19 protein-coding genes are annotated in these 23,485 nt (G+C 60.6%); 7 read left to right on the top strand and 12 right to left on the bottom strand.

Annotated features, from left to right (window positions below; translation table 11 throughout):
• Positions 1–6: 6 nt before the first annotated feature.
• Positions 7–1,215 (bottom strand): ABC transporter substrate-binding protein, encoded by a 1,209-nt coding sequence (locus QDY28_RS17645; protein WP_028751160.1) that lies wholly within the window; start codon positions 1,213–1,215, stop codon positions 7–9.
• A gap of 172 nt (positions 1,216–1,387) precedes the next feature.
• On the opposite strand from QDY28_RS17645, the gene QDY28_RS17640 reads away from it, so the two are divergent.
• The gene (locus QDY28_RS17640; RefSeq protein ID WP_331382960.1) at positions 1,388–2,305 is read left to right on the top strand and encodes a LysR family transcriptional regulator; all 918 of its coding nucleotides are present in this window, start codon (positions 1,388–1,390) and stop codon (positions 2,303–2,305) included.
• A gap of 168 nt (positions 2,306–2,473) precedes the next feature.
• Here QDY28_RS17640 and galE read toward each other — a convergent pair whose 3' ends face one another.
• From galE to QDY28_RS17620, 4 genes are all read right to left on the bottom strand, one after another.
• Positions 2,474–3,508 (bottom strand): UDP-glucose 4-epimerase GalE, encoded by a 1,035-nt coding sequence (galE, locus tag QDY28_RS17635; protein ID WP_331382959.1) that lies wholly within the window; start codon positions 3,506–3,508, stop codon positions 2,474–2,476.
• Between the two features lie 320 nt (positions 3,509–3,828).
• Positions 3,829–4,995: a pyridoxal phosphate-dependent aminotransferase gene (locus tag QDY28_RS17630; protein WP_331382958.1), complete on the bottom strand. Its 1,167-nt coding sequence runs from the start codon at positions 4,993–4,995 to the stop codon at positions 3,829–3,831.
• Positions 4,996–5,137: 142 nt separating this feature from the next.
• Entirely contained in the window at positions 5,138–5,572 is a 435-nt protein-coding gene (gene mscL, locus QDY28_RS17625; protein ID WP_331382957.1) for a large conductance mechanosensitive channel protein MscL, read from the bottom strand.
• Positions 5,573–5,796: 224 nt separating this feature from the next.
• Entirely contained in the window at positions 5,797–6,399 is a 603-nt protein-coding gene (locus QDY28_RS17620) for a TetR/AcrR family transcriptional regulator (RefSeq protein ID WP_331382956.1), read from the bottom strand.
• A 144-nt stretch (positions 6,400–6,543) separates the two neighbouring features.
• Between QDY28_RS17620 and QDY28_RS17615 the strand changes: the two genes are divergently transcribed.
• The gene (locus QDY28_RS17615; RefSeq protein WP_442967548.1) at positions 6,544–7,755 is read left to right on the top strand and encodes an MFS transporter; all 1,212 of its coding nucleotides are present in this window, start codon (positions 6,544–6,546) and stop codon (positions 7,753–7,755) included.
• Between the two features lie 8 nt (positions 7,756–7,763).
• Here QDY28_RS17615 and QDY28_RS17610 read toward each other — a convergent pair whose 3' ends face one another.
• From QDY28_RS17610 to QDY28_RS17590, 5 genes are all read right to left on the bottom strand, one after another.
• Positions 7,764–8,207, bottom strand: a complete 444-nt coding sequence (locus tag QDY28_RS17610) for a YybH family protein (RefSeq protein WP_331382955.1) — start codon at positions 8,205–8,207, stop codon at positions 7,764–7,766.
• 124 nt (positions 8,208–8,331) lie between these two features.
• Positions 8,332–10,542, bottom strand: coding sequence for an FAD-dependent oxidoreductase (locus tag QDY28_RS17605; protein ID WP_331382954.1), 2,211 nt, complete (start codon positions 10,540–10,542; stop codon positions 8,332–8,334).
• 14 nt (positions 10,543–10,556) lie between these two features.
• Complete coding sequence (locus QDY28_RS17600) at positions 10,557–11,765, bottom strand: acetyl-CoA C-acetyltransferase (RefSeq protein WP_331382953.1); 1,209 nt, start codon at positions 11,763–11,765, stop codon at positions 10,557–10,559.
• Positions 11,766–12,014: 249 nt separating this feature from the next.
• Positions 12,015–13,811 (bottom strand): acyl-CoA dehydrogenase C-terminal domain-containing protein, encoded by a 1,797-nt coding sequence (locus QDY28_RS17595; RefSeq protein WP_331382952.1) that lies wholly within the window; start codon positions 13,809–13,811, stop codon positions 12,015–12,017.
• Between the two features lie 135 nt (positions 13,812–13,946).
• A complete protein-coding gene (locus tag QDY28_RS17590; protein WP_331383026.1) occupies positions 13,947–14,885 on the bottom strand; it encodes an acyltransferase family protein in 939 nt (312 codons plus the stop codon).
• On the opposite strand from QDY28_RS17590, the gene QDY28_RS17585 reads away from it, so the two are divergent.
• The 4 genes from QDY28_RS17585 (at position 14,775) to QDY28_RS17570 (ending at position 21,273) form a co-directional block, all read left to right on the top strand.
• Complete coding sequence (locus QDY28_RS17585; protein WP_331383033.1) at positions 14,775–15,029, top strand: hypothetical protein; 255 nt, start codon at positions 14,775–14,777, stop codon at positions 15,027–15,029. The genes QDY28_RS17590 and QDY28_RS17585 overlap by 111 nt on opposite strands.
• A 416-nt stretch (positions 15,030–15,445) precedes the next feature.
• Complete coding sequence (locus tag QDY28_RS17580; protein ID WP_331382951.1) at positions 15,446–19,198, top strand: peptidoglycan-binding protein; 3,753 nt, start codon at positions 15,446–15,448, stop codon at positions 19,196–19,198.
• Positions 19,199–19,540: 342 nt separating this feature from the next.
• Positions 19,541–20,467: a sulfite exporter TauE/SafE family protein gene (locus QDY28_RS17575; RefSeq protein ID WP_331382950.1), complete on the top strand. Its 927-nt coding sequence runs from the start codon at positions 19,541–19,543 to the stop codon at positions 20,465–20,467.
• The gene (locus tag QDY28_RS17570; protein WP_331382949.1) at positions 20,464–21,273 is read left to right on the top strand and encodes a TIGR02186 family protein; all 810 of its coding nucleotides are present in this window, start codon (positions 20,464–20,466) and stop codon (positions 21,271–21,273) included. The genes QDY28_RS17575 and QDY28_RS17570 overlap by 4 nt, the downstream gene beginning before the upstream one ends.
• Positions 21,274–21,544: 271 nt before the next feature.
• On the opposite strand, the gene QDY28_RS17565 is transcribed toward QDY28_RS17570, so the two are convergent.
• A complete protein-coding gene (locus QDY28_RS17565; protein WP_331382948.1) occupies positions 21,545–22,048 on the bottom strand; it encodes a winged helix-turn-helix transcriptional regulator in 504 nt (167 codons plus the stop codon).
• A 112-nt stretch (positions 22,049–22,160) separates the two neighbouring features.
• Between QDY28_RS17565 and QDY28_RS17560 the strand changes: the two genes are divergently transcribed.
• On the top strand, positions 22,161–22,721 hold the full coding sequence (locus QDY28_RS17560) for a dihydrofolate reductase family protein (protein ID WP_331382947.1): 561 nt from the start codon (positions 22,161–22,163) through the stop codon (positions 22,719–22,721).
• On the opposite strand, the gene pdeM is transcribed toward QDY28_RS17560, so the two are convergent.
• A complete protein-coding gene (gene pdeM / locus QDY28_RS17555) occupies positions 22,718–23,458 on the bottom strand; it encodes a ligase-associated DNA damage response endonuclease PdeM (protein WP_331382946.1) in 741 nt (246 codons plus the stop codon). The genes QDY28_RS17560 and pdeM overlap by 4 nt on opposite strands.
• Positions 23,459–23,485: the final 27 nt, after the last annotated feature.

Raw genomic sequence — 23,485 nt, 5'->3', positions numbered from 1 at the left:
GCAAATTTACTGCTTGACGAGATCGCAGCCGCTCTTGGCCGGATCGATATAGGCTTCCTTGCCGGGGATCGTTGCCAGCACGTTATAGTAATCCCACGGCTGCTTGCTCTCCTCCGGCTTTTTGACCTGGAGCAAATACATGTCGTGGATCATGCGGCCGTTGGGACCGACCGTGCCGCCACGGCCGAAGACGTCGTCGACCGGCATTTCGTGCAGTTCCTTGGCGACCGCTTCGGTATCGTCGGTCCCGGCCTTCTGTACGGCCTTCAGATATTGCAGCACGGCGGAATAGGTGCCGGTGTGGATCATGTTCGGCATCTTGCCGGTGCGATCGAAGAAGCGTTTGCCGAACTTGCGGCTCTCGTCGTCGCGGTTCCAGTAATAGCCTTCGGTCAGCGTCAGGCCTTGGGCCGCCTGCAGGCCGAGACCGTGAACTTCGGCGAGCGTGAAAAGCAGCGCCGCCAGATGCTGGCCGCCCTGGGTGATGCCGAATTCCGACGCCTGCTTGATGGCGTTCGAGGTATCGAGACCGGCATTGGCAAGGCCGATGACCTTGGCGCCGGACGATTGCGCCTGCAGCAGGAAGGACGAGAAGTCGTTGGTCGACAGCGGATGACGCACGGATCCCAGGATCTTGCCGCCGTTCGCCTTGACGAAATCGCTGGTCTGCTGCTCCAGCGAATAACCGAAGGCGTAGTCGGCGGTCAGGAAGAACCAGGTATCGCCGCCCTGTTTGACCAGCGCACCGCCGGTACCGACGGCCAGCGCATGCGTGTCATAGGCCCAATGGAAACCGTAGGGCGAGCACTGCTTACCGGTAAGATCGGTCGTCGCCGCGCCGGTGACGATATCGATCTTCTTCTTTTCCTTGGCGATTGCCTGTACCGCCAGCGCCACCGACGAGGTGGTCAGCTCCATGATGGCATCGACCTTGTCGGTGTCATACCATTGGCGAGCGATGTTGGAGGCGATATCGGGCTTGTTCTGATGGTCGGCATCGACGATCTCGATCGGCACGCCCAGCACCTTGCCGCCGAAATCCTCGACGGCCATCTTCGCGGCCTCCACCGAGGACTTTCCGCCGAAGTCGGCATAGACGCCCGACTGATCATTCAGGATGCCGATCTTCACCACACCGTCGGACGCGCCAGCGGCGAACGCCGAGGTGCCGGTTGCAAGCAGAAGTGCCAGGGATGCAATGAGACTCTTTCGCATATCCTCTCCTCCCAGAGATTTTGGCAAAAATGAATCTGTTCAAAATTGGCCAGCCGTTATCCTCAAAACGACTTTCCTGTCCGTCAAGATCATTGAAATCCTGCGTTGACGCAAGTGAAGTTTACAATTAATTCCAAACAGTGTCTGTTCATTTTTGAACAGAAAGGGACGCATGAAAACCGCGCCGCATTTCACCTGGGACGATCTGCAGTTTTTCCTGGCGGTGGCCCGGACCGGTCAGCTGTCGACCGCCGCCCGGCAATTGCGCACCAGCCATGCCACCGTCTCGCGCCGCATCGACCGGCTGGAATTTGCCCTGCAGGTCAAGCTCTTCGAGCGCAATCCGCGCGGCTATATGCTGACCGGCATGGGCCAGCGCTTCGTGGACACCGCCGAGCGGATGGAGCAGGAAACCGAGCGGCTGCGGTCTGACCTGACGGCCGGCTCGGCCGCCCAGCGCGGCGTGGTGCGGATCAGCGCGCCGGAAGGTTTTTCCAATTTCTTCTTCACCACCATGCTTTCGGATTTCACCGCGCGGTATCCGAACATCTCGCTGGAGTTGGTGACCATCCAGCAGATCATGTCGCTATCGCGCAAGGAGGCTGATATCGTCGTCGTGCTCGACCCACCGAAGGCCGGCCCCTATTTCACCGAGAAGCTGACCGACTATCATCTGCAAGTCTATGGCTCGCGGGATTATCTCGCCACCCACCCGCCGGTAGAGAGCCGCGATGATCTGCCTGAGCATGCCTTTATAGGCTACATCGAAGACATGATCTTTGCGCCCGGCCTCGATTATCTCGGCGATATCCATCCGCGCATCAGGCCGCAGTTCCAAAGTTCAAGCATCTTTGCGCAGTTGACGGCGACCAAGAACGGGCTTGGGCTCTGCGTCCTGCCCTTCTTCATCGCGAGCCGGCATCCGGATCTGCAGATGGTGCTGCCCGATGAAGTCGACCTGAAACGCCATTATTGGATCACCTGCCATCGCGACCTCAGACAATCGCCGCGGGTGCGCACCGTCATCGATTTTCTGGTCGATGCCGTGCATAGCAACGCGCCGGCCTTTCTTGGGCACGCCTCAGCTTAGGCCTTGGCCGCGTGCCGCGCCTCATGGCCGGTCTCGCTCGCCTCGGCAAAGGCGATAGCGTCATGCAGGCGCAGTGGCCTCGAAAAATGATAGCCCTGCGCCAGCCGCACGCCGAATGCATGCAGCGCCTCGGCGAATATGGATGACGATGCCGATGTCGGCGCATCATCAGATGCTTGGCGCTGCGAACACCTTGTGCAAGCCGCTCACATCGAAACCGGATCTGTGGGCGAGGTAAATTTCCCACTCCAGCGACGAGCGCACGATCGTCTCCATGCAATTATATTTCGGCACCCAGCCGAGTTCGCGATGGGCGAGCGTGGCATCGGCGACGACACTCGCGGCATCGCCCGGTCGGCGCGGCGCCATGTGAACGCGGAACGCGCGGCCATAGACGCGCATGACCATGTTCAGAACATCGAGCACCGAATAGCCCATGCCATAGCCGCAATTGGCGACCAGCGGCCGGCCGCCGCTTCTCAGGTGCTGCAGCGCCATCATATGCGCTTCGACGAGATCGGAGACATGGATGTAGTCGCGCACGCCCGTGCCGTCGTGCGTCGGATAGTCGGTGCCGTAGATATCCACCTGGCGGCGCTGGCCAAGGGCCGCTTCGCAGGCAACCTTGACAAGATGTGTGGCGCCGTCGGTCGATTGGCCGGCCCTGCCCTTCGGATCGGCACCGGCGACGTTGAAGTAGCGAAGTGCCACATAGCTGAAATCGTAAGCGGCGGCGGCATCGCGCAGCATCAATTCCGACATCAGCTTGGATTGCCCATAGGGGGTTTCCGGCCGCAGCGGAGCGTTTTCCCGCACCGGTTCGTCGGACGCCTGCGGGCCGTAGACGGCGGCGGTGGAGGAGAAGACGAAATGGCGAATACCGGCCTTGATCGCCGCGCTCGTCAGGACGCGGGTTTTGCCGGTGTTATTGTCGTAATAGGCAAGCGGATCTTCGATCGACACGGGCACGACGGCGGAGCCGGCGAAATGGATGACGGCGTCGATATCATTTTCCGCGAAGATCTTCTGCAGCAACACTTCGTCGGCGACATCGCCGAGATAGAAGCGTGCCGCCGGCGCGACTGCCCAGCGAAAGCCGGTGGAAAGACGGTCGAGGACGACCACATCCTCGCCGGCATCGAGCAATTTCCAGACCATATGGCTGCCGATATACCCAGCACCGCCTGTCACCAACACTGTCATTCTTCGCGCCCCTGCAAAGTAATATGAGAAGCATATGAAGCCCGCTTTCTTACGGATTTGATTAAAAGCAGGGGTTGAGCAGGCTGCCGCCAAGGGAAGATTGTTCCTATGGTTAGGCGGGATTTTCGGGGATTGCTCGAATTTTATCGAACGGCGGAAAATACCTTCGCCCCAAGGGGAGAAGGTGCGCCAAAGGCGCGGTTGAGGGGCGTTACCGGAAGATTTCATGTTTCAAGGACTGTTCGCCGCCGCCTCACGGTGCAATGCCCCCTCAACCCGCGTAGAGCGCGGCCTTCTCCCCGTTGGGGCGAAGGTAACGCTCAAAGACTCAAGATATACCGGCTCAGCCGCTCCGCAGCATCGGCAATCTGCACAGGATCGCGCAGGAAACAGGCACGCATGAAAAGTTCGCCGCCCTTGCCGAAGGCCGTACCGGGTGCCAGACCGACGCCCGTCTTGTCGACGATATCGAGGGCGGCCTTGCGGCTGTCAGTAACGCCGTCGATCTTCAGGAAAAAATAGAGAGCGCCATCCGGCTTCAACGTGTGGACACGGTTGGTGGCGATCAGCGCGTCACAGAGGATATCGCGCGAACGAGCGGCCTTGGCGATGTTGGAGCGGACGAAATCGTCGCCTTCATTCAGTGCGGCAACGGCGCCTTTCTGCATGAACTGCGCCACACCGGAGGTCGAATATTGCACGAGGTTTTCGATCACCTGGCCAAGCTCGGGAGGCGCCACGATCCAGCCGACGCGCCAGCCGGTCATCGACCAGTTCTTCGAGAAGGAGTTGACGAACAGGATCTTATCGTCAGCCTCCTTGATGTCGAGGAAGGAGGGCGCCCGGCCGCCGGCGTAGTAGTAGAGCGCATAGATCTCGTCGGCCATAATCCAGAGACCGTACTCCCGGGCAAGCGCCAGAATATTCCTGAGGTCCTGATGCATCGCCGTCCAGCCGGTCGGGTTGGAGGGAGTGTTGATGAAGAGACCCTTGGTTTTTGGCGTGATCGCCGCCTTCAGACGCTCAAGATCAAGCGTCCACTTGCCGTTGTCGAACTGCAGCGGCACCGCGACGGAGCGGGCGCCGGCGATCTCGAGCGCAGCCGCGATGTTCGGCCAGGCCGGCGACAGATAGATCATCTCATCGCCGGGCGAGGTGATCGCCTGCACCGAGAGCTGGATCGCCTGCATGCCCGAGCCGGTGACGTAGAAATGCTCCATCGGAAGCGAGACGCCGAAATGCCGTCCATAATAATCGGAGAGCGCTTGGCGCAGCTCCGGGATACCGCGCTGCCAGGTGTAGAAGGTTTCACCGGCGTTGAGCGAGGCCATGGTCGCGCGGTTGATGAAATCCGGCGTCGGCAAATCGCCCTCGCCGACCCAGAGCGGCAGCAGGCCATCGCGCCCACGGGCATAGTTCACGACTTCCACAATCCCGCTTTCGGGCGCGGTCAGCGCACGAGGGCTGAGGCTATCCAATATCGACATGCAAAGTCTCCGGTTTCCGCCTTCTTAGAGCAATTCGGCGGGCAAATCCTATGACTTTGACTGAGCGACCAATCGATTTTGGTGATGAATGAGCCCCGGCCATTGATGGGCCGGCGCTGAAGACAAGGACGGAAAACGCGCCTCAGAGCGCGGGGCGCCTCGCCAAGAGATCACGGATTTCGGTGAGCAATTGCACATCGGCCGGCGGCGGTGCTGTTTCCTCGCCCCTCGCCTGCTTGCGCTCGACCTGCTTGCGCAACGTGTTCACGCCCTTCACCATCAGGAAAATGATCCAGGCCAGGATGAGGAAATTGATGAGGACGGTGATGAAATTGCCGTAGGCGAAAACCGCGCCCTGTGTGCGGGCCGCGGCCAGCGTCGGCGCATTGACGTTGGATGAGAGCGGGAGGAAATAATTCGAAAAATCGAAGCCGCCGAAAATGGCGCCGACGATCGGCATGATGATATCGTCCACCAGCGACTTGACGATACCGCCAAAGGCGCCACCAATGATCACGCCGACCGCGAGATCCATGACGTTCCCACGGGCGATAAAAGCCTTGAACTCATTGAGCATCGAATGATCCCCTTTGCGTTGCCGTTGAATCTATTCAGCAACCATTAGCATCATCTTTACCGCGGTTCTTCAATAGCGAAATGGCGCGATAGGCATATCGATGCTGCATATCCCAAGGGAATCACTGGCCGCAGCATTTTTCAAACATAATCGCTGTCTTACTTTTGGCCGGTTGCGGGCATGCCACCTAAACCAGCGGAAGAAGCGAACCCAGCAAGGAGCCGTCAGGCGCCGGACACACCAACTGTTGTTTCCGTAGTTTCAGGACTTGGCCGCACCTTCGACATGACCCGAGAGATCAGGCCATGAATATAGTCGCTGTTCGGCACCTGATCGAAGAGAATGCGGTACATGATCGGCGAGATGACGAAGTCCATCAGTTCGGTGAGCGTCGGAAAGGCCTCGCCCTGCTCTTCCGCCCGGGCGATAATGACGCGCAATTGCTGCTGCGTGTAGCCCGCGCACTTCTCCGCATTCGCCGTACCAGACACCGCCAGGATATCGCGGATCATCTGCCGGCCGGCGCCCGAGGACATTTCGTCGGCATATTGCTCGGCCCAGGCCTGCAGGTCGCTCCTGCCGCTGCCGGTTTTGAGCGGCTCCGTTTCCGGCTGCAGGCGGGAAGCTGCGACATCTGCCAGCAGCTCCTGCAGATCGCCCCAGCGGCGATAGATCGTTGATGGCGTTACATTAGCGCGTTGCGCGATGAGCGGGATCGTGACATCGGCGCGTTCCATCCTGGCTAACATCTCGCGAACCGCCTGATGCACCGCTGCCTGAACCCTGGCGCTGCGGCCGCCGGGGCGGGGATTTTCTTTTGAAACCATCAACTTATGCCAATCCTTCCCTTTGTCGCTTGTATCACGTCAGAAGTGGTGACACGCCACTAATGCAAATTATTTGCTTTTAGCTTTGCGGTACACTACATCTGCTTAACGCAACTTTTTTGCTTTAAGCCAGGATATTAGTCGATGACCACGATGGATTCCACCGCCAATTCGCCGCAGTCGTTTGGCCGGCGATTAGCACCGCTCTTTCACGCCGCCACCAGCGCCACGTTCTTTGCCGCCTCCTCTGCACCGACGCCACTCTATCGAATCTACCAGCAAGTCTTCGCCTTCTCGCCGGTGCTGATCACGGTGATCTTCGCCGTCTATGCCTTCGCGCTCCTCATTTCGCTTCTGATCGTCGGCTCGATTTCCGATCATCTCGGACGACGGCCGGTTATCTTTGCCTCGCTCATCCTCAATATGGTGGCGATGGCGCTGTTTTTAACGGCCAGTGGCGCGAATTGGCTGATTGCCGCGCGTATCGTGCAAGGCTTCGCCACGGGTGCGGCAGCAAGCTCGATCGGCGCCGCCCTCGTCGATCTCGATCCGGCCAAGGGTCCGGTGGCCAACAGCATCGCACCGCTGATCGGTATGGCGGTCGGCGCGTTTGGAACCAGCGCGCTGGCGCAATATGCGCCCGCGCCCACACTTCTCGTCTATGCCGTCGTGCTTGTCCTTCTCGTGATACAGGCCCTCCTGATTTGGACAACGCCTGAAACCACCCGCCGCAGAGCGGGCGTCATTGCCTCATTGAAGCCCGAAGTTGCCATTCCCCCGCAAGCCCGCCGGACATTGCTGGCGCTGACGCCGATCAATGTCGCAGTATGGGCACTAGGTGGCTTCTATCTCTCGCTCGTCCCATCATTGATCAGCGCCACGACGGGGAGCACCGCACCGCTCGTCGGCGGTTCGGTCGTTGCAGCGCTGACGATCAGTGGCGCCGCTTCCGTGTTTTTGCTGCGCAAAAAATCTGCGGCAACCACACTGACCTTCGGCATATCGACCATGACGCTCGGCATTCTCGCCGTGGTCGCCGGCGTGCATTCGGCCGAGGTGCCGGTTCTTATCGCCGGCACGCTGATCGCGGGCACCGGATTCGGCGCCAATTTCATGGGAGCCGTGTGCAGCATCATGCCGTTGGCCAAGCCCGACGAACGCGCTGGCCTGCTCTCGGCCTTTTATATCCAAAGCTATCTCGCCTTCAGCCTGCCCGCCATTTTGGCCGGGTTTTTATCGAAGGCGGTCGGCTTCACGGCAACGACGGATATCTATGCGGCCGCCATTCTGGCCCTGATCGTCTGCGGCGTGCTGGCGTTGAGGGCAGGGCTAAGAAAGGTCACGGCGCCAGCCTAAAGCGGCGATTACGGCTTCAATCCAAGCTCCGCCAAGCCGCTGCCGTCCATGGCGAAGGGAACCGATGTGTGATCATGGGCGATCTTCCAGACACCGGCTTCCTTCCTGAGGCCAAGCGTTTGGCGGAACCAGAGGTCGACTTTGGTGCCGTCGGTCTTGGTACCCAGCATGTGCGTCAAGCCGCTCCAGAACGCGATATCCCCGCCGATCGTCAGCTTCTGGTCTTCGACATCGCCTTCGATCGGTCCCTGCCAGGTATCGAACCAGCCCTGCAGGCCATGCCGATCCTTGCCCTTGTATTGCAGCGGCGGCGCCAAAGTGAATTCCACGATGTCGTCAGTGACATGCGACAGGACCCCGGCGGTGTTCTTTTCTCCGATCGCCATCGCCCAAGCGACAAGCATCGCAAAAATGGCGTCAGCCTCTTCGCGGTTTCCAATGATTTCGGCCATCTCTCGTCTCCTCTGTGATGGAACTGAGCAGAGGACGAATAGAAAGGGCCGCTTCCGACAGGAGCGGCCCTTTATTTTTCGCAGGTTTGCGTAGCCATGTTCTCTTTTGGGAGAGAAAGCTCTTTTACGCCGCCGTTTTCACGCCATACGGGTCAAATCGCCCATAAAACGTCTCACCCTTCGCCGCCATATCCTTCAGCAGCGCCGTGGGCTTGAACTGCCTGCCGTAAGTTGCTGCCAACGTTTCGCAGAGGTCGACGAAGGTCTTGACGCCCATGCCGTCGATGTAGGAGAGCGCACCACCGGTGTAGGGTGCGAAACCGAAGCCGAGGATGGAGCCGACATCGGCTTCGCGCGGATCGGTGACGATGCCCTCTTCCATGGTCCGCGCCGCCTCCAGCGCGATGGTGGCGAGGAAGCGCTGCTTCAGGACGTTGACATCGATCTCCTCGGCCTTCTTCTGCGGATAGAGATCCTTCAGCCCCGGCCAAAGCGACTTCTTGCCCGGCTTCGGCGGATAATCGTAAAAGCCCTTGGAGTTCTTGCGGCCGAAGCGGCCTTCCTCTTCCACCAAGCGCGTGACCAACTGCATGTGCCTAACGTCGACAGCCTTGTCACCGAGATCGGCGACGGCGGCCTTGAGGATCTTCAGCGACAGGTCGATGGCGACTTCGTCGTTCAGCGCCAACGGCCCGACCGGCATGCCCGCCATCTTGGCGGCATTTTCGATCATGGCCGGCGGCACGCCTTCGATCAGCATGTCATAGGCTTCCGACATGTAGCGCAGCACGCAGCGATTGACGAAGAAGCCGCGGGTGTCGTTGACGACAATCGGCGTCTTCTTGATGGCGGCGACATAATCAAGCGCAACGGCAAGGGCGCGGTCCCCCGTCTCCTTGCCGAGAATGACTTCGGTCAACAGCATCTTCTCGACGGGCGAAAAGAAATGGATGCCGACGAAATCAGCCGGACGCTTGGAATTCTTCGCAAGGCCGGCGATCGGCAGCGTCGAGGTGTTGGTGGCAAAGACCGCGCCCGCGGGCAGTACGGCTTCGACCGCCTCGATGACCGCTTTTTTTACATCGCGATCCTCGAACACCGCCTCGATGACGAGATCGACATCGCTGAGATCGGCATAGTCGGCCGAAGGCGTGATGCGGGCAAGCAGTGCCTCGCCATCGTCTTGAGTAAGACGCCCCTTACCAACCGATTCCTTAACCAGACCCTCCGCGACCGTCTTGCCCTTTCCGGCCGCTTCCATGTCGCGATCGATCAGGGTAACGGAGATACCGGCCGCCGCAGTGACATAGGCGATCGAGGCACCCATGAAGCCGGCGCCGACGACGCCGACCTTCTTCAGCTCCGTCTTCGGCTGACCGGCCGGACGGCGGGCGCCCTTGCCAAGTTCCTGCATGGAGATGAACAGCGAGCGTATCATCGAATAGGCTTCGGTCGTCTGCAGCACCTGCGTGAAATAACGCTGCTCGATCTTCAGGCCTGTATCGAAGGGAACCTGCAGGCCTTCGTAGACGCATTTGAGGATGGCGAGCGCGGCCGGATAATTGCCAGATGTCTCGCGGCGAAGGATTGCCGGGGCAGCCGGCCAAAGCTGCGCGGCGGCCGGCGTCCAGATGCCGCCGCCGGGCACCTTGAAACCCTTTTCGTCCCAGAGAGCGACAGGCTTCAGCCCATCCTTGATCATCTGCTTGGCCGCCGGAACAAGCTGATCCGGTTCGACGACCTGATGCACAAGGTTCATTGCCTTGGCGCGCGCCGCAGTCAGCGACTGGCCCGTCGTCATCATCTGCAGCGCCGATTGCGCATCGGCCAGCCGAGACACGCGTTGCGTACCGCCGGCGCCAGGGAAGATGCCGACCTTGATCTCGGGCAGCGCCAGCTTGACGCTCTTGGCATTGGAAGCGACGCGGCCATGGCAGGCGAGCGACATCTCCAGCGCTCCGCCCATGCAGGTGCCGTTGATGGCGGAAACCCAGGGCTTGCCGCAGGTCTCAAGCTTGCGGAACAGGCCGGTCATCCGGCCGACGAGATCAAAGAGCTTTTGCGCCGCCGTCGCCGGATTCCGCGCCTTCTCGTCCTGATAGACCGAAAAGAGCGATTTGATCATCGACAGATCCGCTCCGCCGGAAAAGGAGGATTTTCCCGAGGTAATGACCACGCCCTTGATCGCCTTGTCGGCAACGGTCGCATCGATGATGGTATTCAGTTCCTCCAACACCTCGGCGGTAAAGACGTTCATCGATTTGCCGGGCATGTCCCAGGTGACGAGTGCGATGCTATCCGCGTCGGTCTCGACGGTGAAATTCGTGTAAGTCATTGTTTCCGCTCCCCTCAGACGCGTTCGACGATCGTGGCCGTGCCCATGCCGGCGCCGATGCAGAGTGTCACGAGTGCCGTATTGAGATCGCGGCGCTCCAGCTCGTCCAGCACCGTGCCGAGGATCATTGCGCCGGTGGCGCCGAGCGGATGGCCCATGGCAATAGCGCCGCCGTTGACGTTGATCTTGTCGTGCCCGATGTCGAAAGCCTGCATGTAGCGCAGCACGACGGCAGCGAAGGCCTCGTTAAGCTCGAAAAGATCGATATCGGCAAGCGTCATGCCGGTGCGCTTCAGCAGTTTCTCCGTGACGTCGACGGGTCCGGTCAGCATCAGCGCCGGGTCGGAGCCGATATTGGCGAAAGCCTTGATGCGGCCGCGCGGCTTCAGCCCCATGCTCTCGCCGCCAGCCTTGGAGCCGAGCAGAACGGCGGCGGCGCCATCGACGATGCCGGAGGAATTGCCGGCGTGGTGCACATAGTTGATGCGTTCGATTTCCGGATGGGCCTGAATGGCGACGGCTTCGAAGCCGCCCATTTCGCCGGGCATCTGGAAGGACGGATTGAGCGAAGCCAGCGCCTGCATGTCGGTGCCGGGACGCATATGCTCATCCCTGTCGAGGATCGTTAGGCCGTTGATATCCTTCACCGGCACGACGGAATTCTTGAAATAGCCCTTTTCCCAGGCATTTGCCGCCCGCTTCTGGCTCTCGACGGCATAGGCATCGACGTCATCGCGGGAGAAACCGTATTTGGTGGCGATCAGATCTGCCGACACCCCCTGCGGCATGAAATAGGCCGGAAAGTTCACCGAGGGATCCATGAACCAGGCACCGCCGGACATGCCGAGCCCGACGCGCGACATGCTCTCAACGCCACCGGCGATGACGATATCATCGGCTCCTTGCGCGATCTTGGCCGCGCCGAAATTCACGGCATCGAGACCCGAGGCGCAGAAGCGGGAAATCTGCATGCCGGGGGCCGTGGTCGAATAACCCGCTTCGAAGGCGGCTGCCTTCGGAATGACGGCGCCGGCATCCATCACCGGATCGACGCAGCCCATGATGATGTCGTCGACCGTCTTCGTATCGAGCCCGTTGCGATCGCGGATCGCCTCCAGCGTCCTAGCGGCAAGGCGGACGGAGGGCACTTCATGCAGCGCCCCGTCCTTCTTGCCGCGTCCGCGCGGCGTGCGCACATGGTCGTAAATGAAAACCTCGGTCATGTCTCATCTCCCTGCGGCGGCAAGCCGCCTTCAAATTCTGCATACAGCGACCAGTGGCCGCGAACTCCTCCTTCTCCGCTTGGGGAGAAGGTGCCCGCCCCTCGACAAGCTCAGGAGGGCAGATGAGGGGGCCGAGGGATAGATCCCGAGGGCCTTGAGCGGCAAGCGAAAGGCAGCCTTACGGTGCAACGCCCCCTCAACCTGCGCTTACGCGCATCCTTCTCCCCGGCGGGGAGAAGGTAAGTCCAGTCAAAACGCTTCCGCCGCCAGTTCCATCATCGTGTCGGCGCCGGTTTCGATGCGCGCCTTGCGCAACGCCGTTTCCGGCATGATGCGCTCCATGTAGAACCGCGCCGTGACAAGCTTGTTCTTCAGATAATCCTCGCGCGTGCTGTCGCCGCTCCTAAGACCAGCTTGCGCGGCCTTTGCCATCTTCGCCCACATATAGCCGAGGACAACGATGCCGAAGAGATGCATGTAGTCGGTCGAGCCGGCGCCGGCATTGTCGGGCTTGGCCATGGCGTTCTGCATAAACCACATGGTCGCGGCCTGCACGTCGTTCAAGCCCTTCTTCAGATGCTTGGTGTAGAACGCCATCTGCTCGTCGTTGCGGTTTTCCTCACAGAAGTCGCCAATCTCCTTGAACAGCGCCATGACGGCACGGCCGCCGTTCAGCGCCAGTTTGCGGCCAACGAGATCGAGCGCCTGGATGCCGTTGGCGCCTTCATAGATCATGGTGATACGGGCGTCACGGACATACTGGCTCATGCCGTGTTCTTCGATATAGCCGTGACCACCGAAAACCTGCTGGGCCAAGACGGCATGCTCGAAGCCCTTGTCGGTCATGACGCCCTTCAGGATCGGCGTTGCCAGGCCGAGGATATCATCGGCCGCCTGACGCTCCTTCTCGTCCGGCGAGCGATGGGCAATATCGGACTTCAGTGCCGTCCACAGCAGGAAGGCGCGGCCGGCCTCATTAAAGGCACGAATGGTCATCAGCGAGCGTCGGATATCGGGATGAACGATGATCGGGTCCGCCTTTTTGTCCGGCGCCTTCGGGCCGGAAAGCGAGCGGCCCTGAATGCGCTCGCGGGCATAGGCGACGGCATTCTGATAGGCGATTTCGGCAACCGACAGACCCTGCAGGCCGACGCCGAGGCGCGCCTCGTTCATCATCACGAACATGGCGTTGAGGCCCTTGTTCTCGGCGCCGATCAGGAAGCCGGTGGCCTCGTCATAGTTCATGACGCAGGTAGCGTTGCCGTGAATGCCCATCTTGTGCTCGATTGCGCCGCAGGAGACCGCGTTGCGCGCGCCCAGCGAACCGTCCGGCTTGGCCATGAATTTCGGCACGATGAACAGCGAAATGCCCTTGGTACCCTCCGGCGCGCCCTCGATACGGGCGAGCACCAGATGCACGATATTGTCCGTCATGTCGTGTTCGCCGGCGGAGATGAAAATCTTCTGGCCCGAGATTTTATAGCTGCCATTGGCCTGCGGAACCGCCTTGGTGCGCAGCAGGCCGAGATCGGTGCCACAATGCGGCTCGGTAAGGTTCATGGTGCCGGACCAGGTACCCTCGACCATTTTGGGCAGATAGGTCCGCTTCTGCTCCTCGGAGCCATGCACGAGAATGGCGGCGATCGCGCCTTGCGTCAGGCCCGGATACATCATCAGCGACATATTGGCGGCGGAGGTATATTCGCCGACAGCGCAATGCAGCGTGTAGGGCAGCCCCTGCCCTCCGAATTCCTCCGGCACCGCTAGGCCCAGCCAACCGCCCTCATAATAAGCCCGGTAGGCTTCCTTGAAGCCTTTCGGCGTCGAAACGCTGCCGTCATCGTGACGCACGCAGCCTTCCTGATCGCCGGAATAATTCAGCGGGAAAAGCACCTCTTCCGCCATCTTGGCCGCTTCGCCGACGATCGCCTCGATCATGTCGGGACTGGCTTCGGCAAAACCCGGCAGATTGTTGTAGCGTTCCAGCCCGAGCACATCATTCAGGACGAAAAGCGTATCGTTCACCGGGGCCTTGTAGACTGGCATCTTTCGAATTCCTCCAATTCGCCGCCGGGACTCGTATTCCGGCCTTTCACCTAGCCTTACAAAATATTGACGTTTGCGTAAACGTCAAATTTGCGCGGCAAAGCGAATTTTTAGGTAGGGTGGGGGCGATGGCGATCAGGCGAAAGTTTGTGTGGGGGCCTGGCGGCTCAACATGGCACTGAACCTTGCGCGCAGAGGACGTTCGATGAGGTAATAACTTGCCACACCACAGGCAATCCCCAGGACAAGCAGGAAAACAGGCGGCACGACGCCCAAGCCGGTCAGCTTAAAAAAAGGTTCCTGCCACAGATAGATCGAGAAGGAGCATTGCCCGACAAAGCGGAGCACATTGCCTTCGAAATTCCTGCGGAACCATGGAGCGGAATATTCTATCCCGATGACGGCCATCGCCAGCAGGATCGTCTTGACGCCGAAAAAGACTGTAGCATCCAGGCCAAATACCCGCGCCAAGATCGCGCTTGCCAAAGCGCATGGCGCGATCCATGTCCAACTGTCCCGATGCAGTCTCGGTCTGAGAACAACGTAAAAGGCGGCAGAGATGAATATCCCAGCCATAGCGACATCGGTACGCCAAAGCACCAGACCCGGATCTCCTTCCGCCGTGTGGAGTCGAACGACACCATTGATCAAGGCCATCAATCCAACCGCGAGAATGGTGCCCGACGGGACGTGTTTGCTCCGCGAGCGAGTGGCGAAGGCAATCAGAGCCAGCAGGATATAACTATGCTCCTCGACGCATAGAGACCAAATATGGTCCAGCAGGGAAACAGGCAGCCCATAAACGGTGGCATAGTTCAAGGTGAAGGTCAGCGCAAAAGCGGCAACGTTCAGGCCAAATTCACCGACCCTACCGTGAAACGCCAGGCCGATGACCAATATGAAAATAAACAATGTGGGATAAACGCGCGCAAACCGTCTGGCGCAGAACGTCGGAAGCGGCATTTGTTTGACGAAGAGAATGTCCGCCATCAACCGTCCCGACAGCACGAAGAACAGATCCACGCCAAAAGTGCTGAAACCCGGCAGATATCCATCGGCTCCGAAATGACCCATCAAGACCATGATGACTGCCAGCCCGCGCCACCCATCAAGAGCCGGGATGTGACGCGCCTGATCCGGTTCACGGGTGATGGATGGCGGCACGCGCTCGACTCCCAAGGATATTCAAATCAATCCACGATTCCACAACTCAGTTGAGAAAAGGATAATGGCGCTCAATTTTAAGGATTCATTACTTCCGTCCATCGAGCCCACAGCAAGACGGAGGCAATGATTGACGTTTAACGCGCCGATCTCACCAGCAGCAGCCCCGCCAAATCCATAAGAATATGAGCATATTCAATAACAAGACCAAAATAAAAGGTTAAGAAATCGGCAAAAACTTAACGGGTTGTTTACCACGTTTCGTGAATTGTGCGGGATGAGCAGCGATGCTTCGCGTTTCCTTCATCTTTAGCTTGATGGAGCGCCGTTTCGCGGTTCAGCCTGAGGAAAGCCTAATAAATTATTTCTTTCCGAACGGTGGGATGCGGTCTGCGCGCGAACCCGCGAAGCTGCTTTCCCACAAGCGAAGATGGCCTTTGAGTGGTCCATATGTCGAAGCGAGCAAGAAGATGAGCGGATCGCGATCAAATCCTACCGGCACGGGCGACTGGACGTCGCTGGATGCGTTGAGCCGCACCATCGAGGGGCTGGAAGCGCGCATCGAAGGTCTGATGGGCACGGCTGCAGCGCGGGACACGCGCCAACGTGTCGCGAACGGTTATGCCGCGGCGCCGGAGCGGACCCCGATGCCGGAGCGCGCTCCTCTTTCCGATCGCACGCCACGTACCGAGCGGGACGCCTACGCCGGACGTCCTTATGAGCGTCCTCTTCGCACCGAACGTGCGGAAACCGATTTACGGCCCGATCCGCTTGCCGAAATCCGCCAGCGCCAGCGTGCGCTCGAGGCAAGCCGCGAGCGCCTGCATGCTCGCCGTGAGGAAGCTCCGCTTGCCGAGCGGCAACCGCTTGGCGGGCGCCTTGGCGAAAATCCGCCTTCGCGGCAGCCTTTGCCGTCGGCCCTGCGCTCCGCCCCCGAAAGCTCCGTCGATATCGCCCAGGCGCTGGTCAATCTGCGGCAAGACCTGAAACGCGATATCGCCGAGAGCATTACCCGCGAAGTCAGCGCCTTGCGCGCCGAAATCCGCGACATCCGCGACAATGCCGAGGACAAGCATTTTGCCGCCGATGTGCGTGAGGACATGGCGCGGCTTGCCGACAGTATCAGCCAGCTCGCCGGTCATCCCGGCCAGCCGGAAACGGCCGGGCTGAAGGCGGAGTTCGAAGAACTGCGCTCGCTGATGGATGGGCTTGCCCGCGAGGATTCGCTGCACCATGTCGAGCGCCAGGTTCAGGCGATCGACACGACCGGTCTGCAGGACGAGTTGGTGTCGCTCGCCTATCGCCTGGATGATATCAAGCAGCATCTGGGCAGCATGAGCGACAGCCCCGCAGTGCATGCGCTGGAAGACAAGCTGCTGTCGATCGCCACCGCCGTGGAAAGCTTCGGCGGCATGATCCAGCCGCAGGATCAGGCGATGCAGCGGCTCGAAGGCCGCATCAGCGGTCTTGCCGACCAGATCGACATGATGAGCCGCGACGCGGCACGGCGCCAGCCGGCGGACGATCTTTCCGGGCGCCTTGAAGCGCTGGCGATGCGCATCGACGAACTCGGCAATGCCAAGGCGGCCGCCCGGCTGGAAGAGCGCCTGGATCAACTCTCCTATCTGATGGAGCGCTCACAGAGGGCGGCGCCGCAGCCGGAACTGGTCAGCCACCTCGCCGACATCTCCCGCAAAATCGACGCGCTGGAACAGGGCTCGGTCGATCATGCGCTGGCCGAACGGCTGGATTATCTGGCACGGCGCATCGACGAAATGGATTTCCATCCGCCGCATCCGGCCGCAAATCTCGACGATGGCGCCGTCCGCCGGCTAGAAGGCCGTCTTTCCGATATCGCCATGCGGCTGGAGGCGAGCACCGCGGCGCCGCCGACCGATACGCAGGCGCTGCGCAATCTCGAAGAGCAGATCGCCCATCTCTCGACGCTGCTGATGCACGAGCCGCGGGCCGTCGCCGACCATATTCCCCCCGATCTCGATCGCCGCATGAGTGCGATCGAAGATTACATGGCGACCAATGACGAATACATCATCGAAGCTGCGCGCCATGCGGCGGAAGCGGTCGTCGAGGCCTATTCGCGCGAAGGCATGCTCGGCCATGGCGGGACTGCCGCCGACATGTCGGCGATGACGGCATTGGCCGAAGACCTTCGCCATCTCGAAGACCTCAGCCGCAGCAGCGACGAGCGCACGCATCGCACGTTCGAGGCGCTGCACGGCACGCTGCTGCAGATCGCCGACCGGCTGGACCACATGGAACATCGCCAGCCGGCGCTCGCCATGCCTGCCGCAAAATTCGAAAGCGACGTTTTTGCTCCTGCCGACACCTCGACGGTGAAACCGCCTCTGGCGGCGCCGCGCAAGGCCGGACCGGTAATCCGCACCGTTGCCCCTGCCGAACCCGCGACCTCGCCGGAAGCTGCCGTCGCGCAAGCAGTGGAAGCCGTTACCAAGGCGGAGATCAAGGCCGCGGCGAAGAAGGAAGGGGGTAAAACCAGCCTGCTCGCCAGCCTGGGCAGACGTTTCTTCATGCCCGAGAAGGCCGAACCTATCTTCCTGCCCGACCGGCCTGTCATCGAGCAGGCGCCGTCGATCGATCCGGTCGACATGATGCCGGCCGAGGAAGCAAACGAGCTGCTCGAGCCAGGCTCGGGGGCGCCCGATATCAAGAAAATCCTGGAACGTGTGCGCGCCAGCCAGAATGCCGCGCGCAGCGGCACTACCAAACAACCAAGTGAAAACGAACGCGCCGATTATATCGCCGCTGCCCGCCGTGCCGCGCAGGCAGCCGCAATGGAAGTCGACCAGACGCAGCGCTCGGCGCCTGCCCCCAAGAACGGCGACAAGAAGCGCGGCGCATTCTCGCGCTTCCGCCGGCCGATCCTGCTCGCTATCGGCGCGGCCCTGCTCGCCATCATGGCCTTCCCGCTCGTCAATACGCTGACGCGCGGCCAGAAGGCGCCGCCTGCGGCGGAAATCTCGGTGCTGACCTCCACTGGCGAAAGCAGCGCGGCAAACGGCGCCTCCGCCAATGCAGCTCAAATGCCGGCACCGGGCGCTCAGGCTGCAACGAATGCGCCCGCCACCCAAGCACCGGCCACAGAAGCACCGGCTGCCGATGCTGCAGCAACCATGCAATCCTCTACAGCGCCGACAAATCCGGCCACCGCACCGACGAACGATCATCTGACGACCGCCGCACCCCTGGACGGGAAACAGGCCAGCGAAACGCTGGCGCCAGCCGGTAGCGCCGCGCCGGCCCAGCAAACCGCAGCCTTCGTGCCCGCCAATGCCACGGCTACCCCGGCAACCGCTGCGGCGCAGGCATCCGCGCCGACCGCCGCCATCACCGTGCCTGACGGCATCCAGCCGCCGACGCTCGTTGCCGCCGCAAAATCCGGCGATCCCGTCGCTCTGTTCGAAATCGGCGTGCGCTACACGGATGGCCGCGGCGTCACGGCCGATCTCAAGCAGGCAGCAAACTGGTATCAGCTTTCCGCCGACAAGGGTTTTGCGCCGGCGCAATACCGGCTCGCCAGCATGTACGAAAAGGGCAATGGCCTGGAGCGCGACCTTGCCAAGGCCAAAGACTATTACGAGCAGGCCGCCAATCAGGGCAATGCCAGCGCCATGCACAACCTCGCCGTCCTCTATGCTTCGGGTGCAGCCAGCCCGCAGGACTATCCGACCGCGGCGAACTGGTTCATCAAGGCGGCCAATCTCGGCGTGTCCGACAGCCAGTTCAATCTTGCCATTCTCTATGCGCGCGGCAACGGCGTGAAGCAGGACCTGCAGGAATCCTACAAATGGTTCGCGATCGCCGCCAAGGGCGGCGACAAGGACGCCGCGCAGAAGCGCGACGAAGTGGCGAACGCCATGAAGCAGGACGAACTCGAAAGCGCCCGCGCCAAAGTCGACCTCTGGAAGGCGCAACCGCTCGACGCCAAGGCGAACGGCACGACTATCCCCGAGGAATGGACGACCGGCAAGGGCGTCAATACCGCTTCGATCGACATGAAGAAGGCGATCCGCAACATCCAGGCGATCCTCAACAATAACGGCTTCGACGCCGGCCCGCCGGACGGCAACATGGGTGGCAAGACGGTCGCCGCGCTGAAGAGCTTCCAAAAATCGGTCGGCCTGCCGCAGGACGGCCGGGTGACCGACCAGGTCGTCAAGGAACTTCTGGCTCGCAACAAATAGATGGAAGGCTTCATCTCGGATCGATGAAGCCTTCGGGCATGCCGGTCATGCGCGACCCGCACCCTTTTGTAATTTGCGGCCACCGACCTGATCATCATCACATTTGAACGCTTCGCCGGCGGTAACCCACGGTTTCGCGCCGGCTTTGCCTTGCGGCGCAAACGTCACACAATCGCGGAAAATGCCGCGTTAGAGTGAAAAGAAGAATTCGATCGCTGAAAGGCGCCATGGTTTTTCCTAAGGCTCTGGCAATCATTTCAGATTAGAATCGTCTGTTTAAAGGGGAATTGTTCACAGGCATCCGGTCGTTCGCGCTCGGATACCTGCAACTGGGATCAGACCGTGACGATCTATCTGCCGATCGCAGAACTGTCGGTGAATATATTCATTATTCTCGGCATGGGCGCAGCCGTTGGGTTTCTCTCCGGCATGTTCGGCGTTGGCGGCGGCTTTCTGATTACGCCGCTTCTGATCTTCTACAATATCCCGCCCGTGGTCGCCGTCGCCACCGGCGCCAACCAGGTCGTCGCCTCGTCGATTTCGGGCGCCATCACGCATTTCCGCCGCGGAACGCTGGATATGAAACTCGGCACGGTGCTGCTGATCGGCGGTCTTACGGGTGCTACCGTCGGCATCTGGATCTTCTCGCTGCTGAGACGCATCGGCCAGCTCGATCTCTTCATCTCGCTGCTCTACGTCGTCTTTCTAGGCACGATCGGCGGGTTGATGCTGTGGGAGAGCCTGAATGCGATGCGTCGTGCCGCCCGCAACGAGCCGGCCAGGCCCCGCAAACCCGGTCATCACAGTTGGGTGCACCGTCTGCCGCTGAAGATGCGTTTCAAGAAATCGAAGATCTATCTCAGCGTCATACCGGTAATCGGCCTCGGTTTCGGCATCGGCATCCTGACGTCCGTCATGGGCGTCGGCGGCGGCTTCATCATGGTGCCGGCGATGATCTACCTGCTGCGTATCCCGACCAATGTCGTTGTCGGCACCTCGCTGTTCCAGATCATCTTCGTCACCGCCTACACCACCGTCGTCCAGGCCGCGACGAACTATTCCGTCGATATCGTACTGGCCTTCCTGCTGATGGTGGCGGGCGTTATCGGCGCGCAATATGGCGTGCGGGTCGGTCAGAAGCTGCGCGGCGAGCAATTGCGCGCACTGCTTGGCCTCCTCGTCCTTGCCGTCGGCCTGCGCCTGGCGATTGCGTTGGTGGTCACGCCGGCCGATATCTATTCCGTCGTGCTCGAAGGAGCGGGCCGATGAGACGTTTTGGCCCGATCCTCGCAGCCGCTCTCCTGCTTGCGCCATTGAGCGCGAAGGCGCAAGTGCTGCTCGACCAGCCGACAACCTCCACGACGGCACGCGAAACGATGGAGATCGGCACCTCGACCAGCGAAATCGCCATCACCTCCGATTTCACCGGCGCGGATCTCACGATCTTCGGCGCGCTTTCCAACACCGATCAGTTACTTTTGGCTATCGGCCAATACGACATCGTCGTCGTGCTGGAGGGGCCGCGCGAAAATGCCACCGTGCGCAAGAAGGAACGGGTCTTCGGCATTTGGGTCAATACTCGCTCGATGACCTTCGAGCATGTGCCGCAGGCCTATTCGCTGTCGAGCACGCGCCCCGTCGACAACATTACCGCGCCGCTGGAACTGAATGATCGCGGCATCGGTATGGATCATATTCAGCTCACCCCGGTCGGTTTCGTCGGCAGCGGCGTGGATGTACCGGAATTCCGACAGGCTTTCCGACGGCTGCAGCAGATCGGCGGCCTTTACGAAAGCGATCCGGCAGGCGTCCGCTTCGTCAGTTCCAGCCTGTTCAAGGCAACGCTGAGATTGCCCGCGGACGTGCCGAACGGCGTGCATACCGTGCGCGCCTATCTCTTCAAGAGCGGCAAGTTCCTGACTGAAAAATCCCTGCCGCTGCGCGTCATCAAGACCGGCATCGAGCAGACGATCACCGATGCCGCCCATGAACGTCCCATCGCCTATGGCGCGTTTTCGGTGCTGCTGGCGGTGATTACGGGATGGACGGCGAGCTTCGTGTTCCGGAAGAGCTAGGTTCTATTTTCAGCAAGCTGAAACGAAACTTTGCATATGCCGTACCACTGATGCCCCCCTCTGTCCCTTTCGGGACATCTCCCCCACAAGGGGGGAGATCGTTGGGAGTTTGCCGCTCATTACCCGCAAAACAATCAATTGCAATTGCAGCGGATTCGATGTGTCACTGAGGCAAGAGGGCGCCACGGGTTACCAATCTCCCCCCTTGCGGGGGAGATGTCACGACAGTGACAGAGGGGGGTGTGCACTCTCTTCATGTTCTGTAGCCGCATCAAGCGCTCTTCTTCCGCTCCACCACGTTCAAATAGGCTTCCGTCAACCGGCCGAGCACCGACGGCGTTCCCGGCGGCAAGACCTTGCCCAGGTGCTTCGCCCTCAGCTCATCCATGAAATCCTCCCAGAGCTTCGGCCCGCCATCTTCCAACAGCTCCGCCCGGATGGACAGCTCCTCCGAGACCGGCAGATGCTTGCGGCCCCACGCCCCCATATGGGCAAAGAGCGGCACGAGGTCGATCGCCATTTCGGTCAAGCTGTAGACGGCTTTCTGCTTGTGGGTCGGATCGTCGTCGCGGGTCAAAAGCCCGCGCTCCACCAGCCGCTTCAGCCGATCGGCGAGGATGTTGGAGGCGATCCCCTCCTCCGAGTTCTGCAGAAGCTCGCGAAAATGCCGGCGATTGCCGAACATGATGTCCCTGATGATGATCAGGCTCCAGCGGTCACCCAGGATTTCCAGGGTGAGATTAATCGGGCAGCCGGAGCGGTTGAGCGCGTCCATAGGGACCTCCAAAAAACTGCTTGCACTTTGCCACCAGTCACGCTAATTTTCAACTGCTTGCTTTTAGCAACCAGTTTTGATTATGATACGGTTATCGCGAAGGAGGAGACCGATGAGAAAGCTTGTTGTCTGGAATCTCATGACGCTTGACGGTTATTTCGAGGGAACGAAACCCTGGGATCTCGATTTCCATATGCTCGCCTGGGGCGACGAGTTGGAGCACTACGCGACCGAACTCGGCAAGGAAGGCGGTCTGCTGATCTTCGGCCGCAAGACCTATGAAGGCATGGCCGCCTACTGGCCGACCGCGACTGAGACACCCGATATCGCCGCCTATATGAACGGCATCGCCAAGATCGCAGCATCGCGGACGATGGACAAGGCGGAGTGGAACAATACCCGAGTCGTTCGCGACATCGTCCCCGAAGTTAGGAAATTGAAGGAAGAGCCGGGCAAGACCATGTTCGTCTTCGGCAGCGCCGAAGTAACGGATACGCTTCTGAAAGCGGGATTGGTGGACGAAATCCGCCTCTGCCTCGTTCCCGTCGTTCTCGGCGGCGGCAATCCGCATTTCAAGCCTGCGGCGGAACGGATTCCAATGAAGCTGCTCGGAACCACACCCCTAAAGACCGGCGCGGTGATCCTGCGCTACGAGCCCGCGAAAGCGGCTTAGGCAGAGAGACTGCCGAAGCGTACCGAATAGATGCGGTCGCGACCAAGCACGTGGGCAATGAGACTTTCCCGGTCGAACAGGCCGGCCATGGCCTTGTGGCGCAGGTCCAGTCCGCCGGTCATGATGCCGAAGGCGGGCATCAGCAGGCGGGCGCCGTCGGTGGCGAAGCAGGGGCGGCGGACAGATTTGTCGCGGCGGCGGACGGTGGCGGATGGATGCAGATGACCGGCGATCTCGCCGGTCTGCTGACCGCCCTTCGGTTCGTGACGGAAGGTCAGTCCGCCATAATGCATCTCATCGACAGAGCGACCGGGCAGATCGACAGTGCCGTCCGGATCGTGATTGCCGTTGATCCAAATCCATTCGCGGCCGCGCGCCATGTTGACGATCAGGCTGCGGAATTCTTCCGGCAGATGCGTGGAGCCCACGCGGTCATGGAAATTGTCCCCTAGCGAGACGACGAGCTTCGGATCATAGCGGGAGATGACAGCCGCAAGCACCGTCAGTGTCGCCAGCGTATCGTAAGGCGGCAGCAGCATGCCGCGCCGCGCGAAGGCCGCGCCCTTCTCGAGATGCAGATCGGAAACGACGAGGATGCCGGCATCCGGAAGATAAAGCGCGCCAAGCGGATCGCAGACGGCGGCGACACCATGAACGGCGGTTTCGACGCCCGATGCGGGCGTCAATCCGTTGCTCACTTGACCGTTCATCTCTCGCGCAAGCGCCAGGCGGTTCATCAACTTGGTCTACCCTCATCCGTTGGC

The organism is Rhizobium sp. BR 362 (assembly GCF_036528765.1).
Taxonomy (GTDB): domain Bacteria; phylum Pseudomonadota; class Alphaproteobacteria; order Rhizobiales; family Rhizobiaceae; genus Rhizobium.
This window is presented reverse-complemented; position numbering and strand designations above follow the sequence as displayed.

Coding starts and splice junctions, on each gene's coding strand:
- QDY28_RS17570 (WP_331382949.1), top strand. CDS start 20,464: ATGAGACGTTTTGGCCCGATCCTCGCAGCCGCTCTCCTGCTTGCGCCA.
- QDY28_RS17645 (WP_028751160.1), bottom strand. CDS start 1,215: ATGCGAAAGAGTCTCATTGCATCCCTGGCACTTCTGCTTGCAACCGGC.
- QDY28_RS17565 (WP_331382948.1), bottom strand. CDS start 22,048: ATGGACGCGCTCAACCGCTCCGGCTGCCCGATTAATCTCACCCTGGAA.
- QDY28_RS17600 (WP_331382953.1), bottom strand. CDS start 11,765: ATGACCGAGGTTTTCATTTACGACCATGTGCGCACGCCGCGCGGACGC.
- QDY28_RS17610 (WP_331382955.1), bottom strand. CDS start 8,207: ATGGCCGAAATCATTGGAAACCGCGAAGAGGCTGACGCCATTTTTGCG.
- QDY28_RS17620 (WP_331382956.1), bottom strand. CDS start 6,399: ATGGTTTCAAAAGAAAATCCCCGCCCCGGCGGCCGCAGCGCCAGGGTT.
- QDY28_RS17560 (WP_331382947.1), top strand. CDS start 22,161: ATGAGAAAGCTTGTTGTCTGGAATCTCATGACGCTTGACGGTTATTTC.
- galE (WP_331382959.1), bottom strand. CDS start 3,508: ATGACAGTGTTGGTGACAGGCGGTGCTGGGTATATCGGCAGCCATATG.
- pdeM (WP_331382946.1), bottom strand. CDS start 23,458: ATGAACCGCCTGGCGCTTGCGCGAGAGATGAACGGTCAAGTGAGCAAC.
- mscL (WP_331382957.1), bottom strand. CDS start 5,572: ATGCTCAATGAGTTCAAGGCTTTTATCGCCCGTGGGAACGTCATGGAT.
- QDY28_RS17590 (WP_331383026.1), bottom strand. CDS start 14,885: ATGGGTCATTTCGGAGCCGATGGATATCTGCCGGGTTTCAGCACTTTT.
- QDY28_RS17580 (WP_331382951.1), top strand. CDS start 15,446: ATGAGCGGATCGCGATCAAATCCTACCGGCACGGGCGACTGGACGTCG.
- QDY28_RS17630 (WP_331382958.1), bottom strand. CDS start 4,995: ATGTCGATATTGGATAGCCTCAGCCCTCGTGCGCTGACCGCGCCCGAA.
- QDY28_RS17605 (WP_331382954.1), bottom strand. CDS start 10,542: ATGACTTACACGAATTTCACCGTCGAGACCGACGCGGATAGCATCGCA.
- QDY28_RS17595 (WP_331382952.1), bottom strand. CDS start 13,811: ATGCCAGTCTACAAGGCCCCGGTGAACGATACGCTTTTCGTCCTGAAT.
- QDY28_RS17615 (WP_442967548.1), top strand. CDS start 6,544: ATGACCACGATGGATTCCACCGCCAATTCGCCGCAGTCGTTTGGCCGG.
- QDY28_RS17640 (WP_331382960.1), top strand. CDS start 1,388: ATGAAAACCGCGCCGCATTTCACCTGGGACGATCTGCAGTTTTTCCTG.